This window comes from Phyllobacterium phragmitis (assembly GCF_002980495.1).
GTDB classification, from domain to species: domain Bacteria; phylum Pseudomonadota; class Alphaproteobacteria; order Rhizobiales; family Rhizobiaceae; genus Paramesorhizobium; species Paramesorhizobium phragmitis.
On record NZ_PVBR01000059.1, the window covers coordinates 1 to 3,502 of the forward strand.

General features: G+C 57.8%; 5 protein-coding genes. 2 read left to right on the plus strand and 3 right to left on the minus strand.

Annotated features, from left to right (window positions below; translation table 11 throughout):
* The first annotated feature begins 332 nt into the window (after positions 1–332).
* A complete protein-coding gene (locus C5748_RS27225) occupies positions 333–620 on the plus strand; it encodes a DNA -binding domain-containing protein (RefSeq protein WP_105746161.1) in 288 nt (95 codons plus the stop codon).
* A 111-nt stretch (positions 621–731) separates the two neighbouring features.
* Positions 732–1,328 (plus strand): DUF1989 domain-containing protein, encoded by a 597-nt coding sequence (locus C5748_RS27230; RefSeq protein ID WP_105746163.1) that lies wholly within the window; start codon positions 732–734, stop codon positions 1,326–1,328.
* 47 nt (positions 1,329–1,375) lie between these two features.
* Here the strand turns inward: C5748_RS27230 and C5748_RS27235 are convergent, their stop codons facing one another.
* From C5748_RS27235 to C5748_RS27245, 3 genes are all read right to left on the minus strand, one after another.
* The gene (locus tag C5748_RS27235) at positions 1,376–1,855 is read right to left on the minus strand and encodes a DUF2285 domain-containing protein (RefSeq protein ID WP_245582016.1); all 480 of its coding nucleotides are present in this window, start codon (positions 1,853–1,855) and stop codon (positions 1,376–1,378) included.
* Between the two features lie 91 nt (positions 1,856–1,946).
* Positions 1,947–2,162 (minus strand): transcriptional regulator domain-containing protein, encoded by a 216-nt coding sequence (locus C5748_RS27240; RefSeq protein WP_105746167.1) that lies wholly within the window; start codon positions 2,160–2,162, stop codon positions 1,947–1,949.
* Positions 2,163–2,364: 202 nt separating this feature from the next.
* The gene (locus C5748_RS27245) at positions 2,365–2,892 is read right to left on the minus strand and encodes an antirestriction protein ArdA (RefSeq protein ID WP_105746169.1); all 528 of its coding nucleotides are present in this window, start codon (positions 2,890–2,892) and stop codon (positions 2,365–2,367) included.
* Between the last annotated feature and the right edge of the window lie 610 nt (positions 2,893–3,502).

Here is a 3,502-nt window from a genome sequence, read left to right on the forward strand (position 1 = left end):
GCTATTCGCCCATTGGCAGGCCGGGTTTGTGATCGTGTAATGGTGGACCGGAAGAGCCGTATGAGGCGAGAGTCTCACGTACGGTTCTGTGAGAGGCTGGGGGGAAACCCTCGGCCTACTCGACCTCTGTTACCGGTTGGTGTCGGCCGTCACGGCACCACACTCCTTGACCTTATGGTCGGGGAGCCTGTGGCGTATACAACAGGCTTTCCGAGCTAAAGGCCATGGGGCCGTGTAACAGCGGTTTCGAACTCCCCGATCACCAAGAGTCAGAGAGAATCGTTTGCGGGGGCGCACCGCAGACAAAGCTCTCCCGGATACGGGGAATGACTATGCGGGTTACCGTCGAACTCGATCCAGATGTGGACGATGAAGCGCCGGCCGGCGACACTATAACCGTCTATGACGAACGGCATTACGTCACCTATCTGCGCTTGCTGGATGCAAAGGCCGAGGACGCGAACTGGAAGGAAGTCGCGCGGATCGTGCTGCATCGCGATCCGGTGGCCGATGAACTTCGGTCCCGCCGTTGCTGGCAAACCCACCTCGAACGTGCCCAATGGCTTTCGCGCGAGGGCTACCGGAAAATTCTGGAGCAGGCAGCCGCGAATAGGGCGTGATGGCGATGGCCGCACGATCAACGCTTGCGCGATGGGTTGTAACGTGATGGGCCTGAGCCTCAAACGTTTGTAAAACTCGGGGTTTTTCTAAGAGAGATTTAGACGCCAACAATGACTACTTCGCACCAGCTCGTTATCTCACCTCAATCTGGCCGAGGATTTCTCTTAAAGGCGGGACAGCACATTCGGATTATCGACCCCGATGGGCAACAGGTCGCCGATATGTGGGCGATTGTTGCAGGTGGTGGCAACGTCGATTGGCTCAGCACTTCTCAAACTCGCGACATTACAGAGCGATTGTTTCCTCAGCCCGGCGAGAGCTTTTACAGCGAACAAGCGATTCCGCTGCTGACGCTGATCGAAGATAATTCACCGTGCCCACACGACATGCTTTTTCCGGCTTGCAATGCTGGTCTTTATGAGCGCGCGGGATTTCCGAACCATCCAAACTGTCGGGACAATTTTCTGAACGCTGTCCGTCAAGCCGGTTTGTCAGTTCCGATTTGCCCTGATCCGGTTAATCTGTTTCAGCGATCTGAGCCGCAACAGGATGGCCGACTGGAAGTGCTTGCGTCTAACAACCCGCCGGGTGGTAACGTGGTTCTACGTGCTGAGATTGATCTTCTGATGGTGGTCACCGCTTGCTCGGTAGATTACCATCCGACAAACGGGGACAAATGCACCTCCATCACCATTGATTTCTTGTGACCATCTCCGCAGGGTTCTGACCTGCGCGCACTTTACCGTGTTTCCCATTATCGTTTACCGGGCTTGATGGGGTAGTGCAGCAGCAGGCGATAGCCGCCGCCGCGCATCATCTTGATGCCATGCGCGACCAGACGGCGCGCTTTATTTTTGCGAGGGTCGTTCTCAAAGTCCTCCTTGCTGCCGCGAAAGCCGAGCAGGACTTCGGCGATGGTGCGATAGCTTTCGCCGCGCAACCGCGCGTCGAGCGCGCGCAGGGACAGGATATGCCATTGCCGGAGCTGGGCGGGGATCGCCCGGAAGTCGGGACCGGGCGCGCGGCCATTGAGGGATCGCCAGAAACGGCGGGCGGCGTGAATGCGAAGTTCTAGAAAGGCGTCCAGCGGCAACGTGACGGCATAGAACGCGGCTGCATCCGGCACCGCCTCGGGCAGCCAGAATTGATGTGCGACGCCATCCACGTGCCAGATGCCGTGCCAGCCATCGGCAGCGCGGCGCAGATCGAGGCCGTCGAGATGGGCGAGCGTCAATATTGGTTCGGTGTGGCCGTCTTTATGCTCGACCGGCGATAGCGTTACCGCTTGCGGTTGAAGGCTCGGAATCCAGATCGGCGATTGTCGGTCATGCGGCGCGTCGGGGTCGCATGGGAAATCGCAAGCCCCAGCGATCCGCGAACGCTTCTAGGTCGCGGCCGATGGGTCCTCCGATTAATGCAATGGTCTGGAAATCCTGACGATAATCGTCATTCCGGCGCAAATATTCCCAAGCGAAACCAGCGGCCGGAATATGCTTCGTGTGCCCGTATGCCGCCGGCAAACGCCAGTCGATGCTAAGCATGGCGTCACCTCCCAAAGCCGGGGCGCGCAAGGCAGCGCCCGGATGGGGGAGGTTCAAGTAGTGTTAAAAGTATTAGAAGACGCTCAAGGCAGATACCTTGAGCGTCAAACTCGATCACTTTTGGTTATTTTCTGCTTAACAATATTTCTGTTATTCGCGCGAGGCGATTTCCAGTAAAAATATGGGAAAGGCACCTAGATTTTCATTGGCTGGAAAACACATGCACCTCGCCGTGTGCCGTTTCGATGGTGAAAACGTCACCGCCCATCTCGGCGTCGCGCGCCATGGCATCCCAATTGACATAGTAGCGCAGCGCCTCGGGGATCGTGACGCTTTCGGTGGTCAGTTCCTCCATATAGTCGGCGAGGCTGGTGAACTGACCATGATAGCAATCCTGCAGGGTGGTTTCGGCTTGGTCCATGTCGCCGCCGAACTGCTCCAGCAGGCCCGCGCCTAGTGCGCCGTGCTCTGCGATGAAAGCGCCCATCCGCGCCACGCTGTCGATGCCGGCATATTCGCTGATCGTGACGCCCTCGAAGCCCTCATAATCATGGATGGCATATTCCTCCGCGTGCTCGATGGGGGACCGTGCAAGCATGGCTGCAATCTCGTCCCTGATTTCGCTCGCGTCCTGATCCGCGTCGATCCAAGCCCCATGCAGATAGCCGTTATTGTAGGCGGCAAGGCAGGCGACATAGATGCGGGGATTGCTGTCGGAAAGGTTGGTCATGTCTCTGATCCTCGGGTTTGGGGTTCAGAGCAGCGAAGCGCCGCTCCTGAACCCTTGCCCGGCGGCGAGCCACGGGTAGCAAGGCGCAGGAGAAGTCTTTGGCACCGTGGAATAAATGGAGGGGACCCGCTTGCGGGGAGCGGGCCGTTTATGCCGCGAAAGGCCGGAGAGTTTTCTTGCGCCGCGCGAGGGCAACGCCCTTAGCAATCTTCTTCGTAACGATCAGATGAGACGCGGCGGTAGCCGCGTCGGCCCGGAGGCGAACGCGCTTCGCTGTAGAGAGCCGGAGGGCCGCCAGTGACAAAGCCCCGGCGCGAAAGCGCCGGGACGGCAGAAACACACGGTGATGACGTTTCGAGCGGAAACCTGTTGTAATATCATCTGTTTCCGGTCGTTTCTCGGACCCCGATTTATAGGGCTATGGAGTAAACGTAGTTGTCATCTTCACCCGGTGGGGCGCGCCATTTTTCATTGGTCCGTTCCGGACACATAGGTTACGGTTTATACCGGAGACATGGGTAACACTTTTGGCCCGAATGGGTTTTGAAGTGGTTCCAACCTGCATGTCTCATCATCGAAGTATCCTAGATCGTAGTCCATGAAGCTGACC

Coding starts and splice junctions, on each gene's coding strand:
- C5748_RS27225 (WP_105746161.1), top strand. CDS start 333: ATGCGGGTTACCGTCGAACTCGATCCAGATGTGGACGATGAAGCGCCG.
- C5748_RS27245 (WP_105746169.1), bottom strand. CDS start 2,892: ATGACCAACCTTTCCGACAGCAATCCCCGCATCTATGTCGCCTGCCTT.
- C5748_RS27240 (WP_105746167.1), bottom strand. CDS start 2,162: ATGCTTAGCATCGACTGGCGTTTGCCGGCGGCATACGGGCACACGAAG.
- C5748_RS27230 (WP_105746163.1), top strand. CDS start 732: ATGACTACTTCGCACCAGCTCGTTATCTCACCTCAATCTGGCCGAGGA.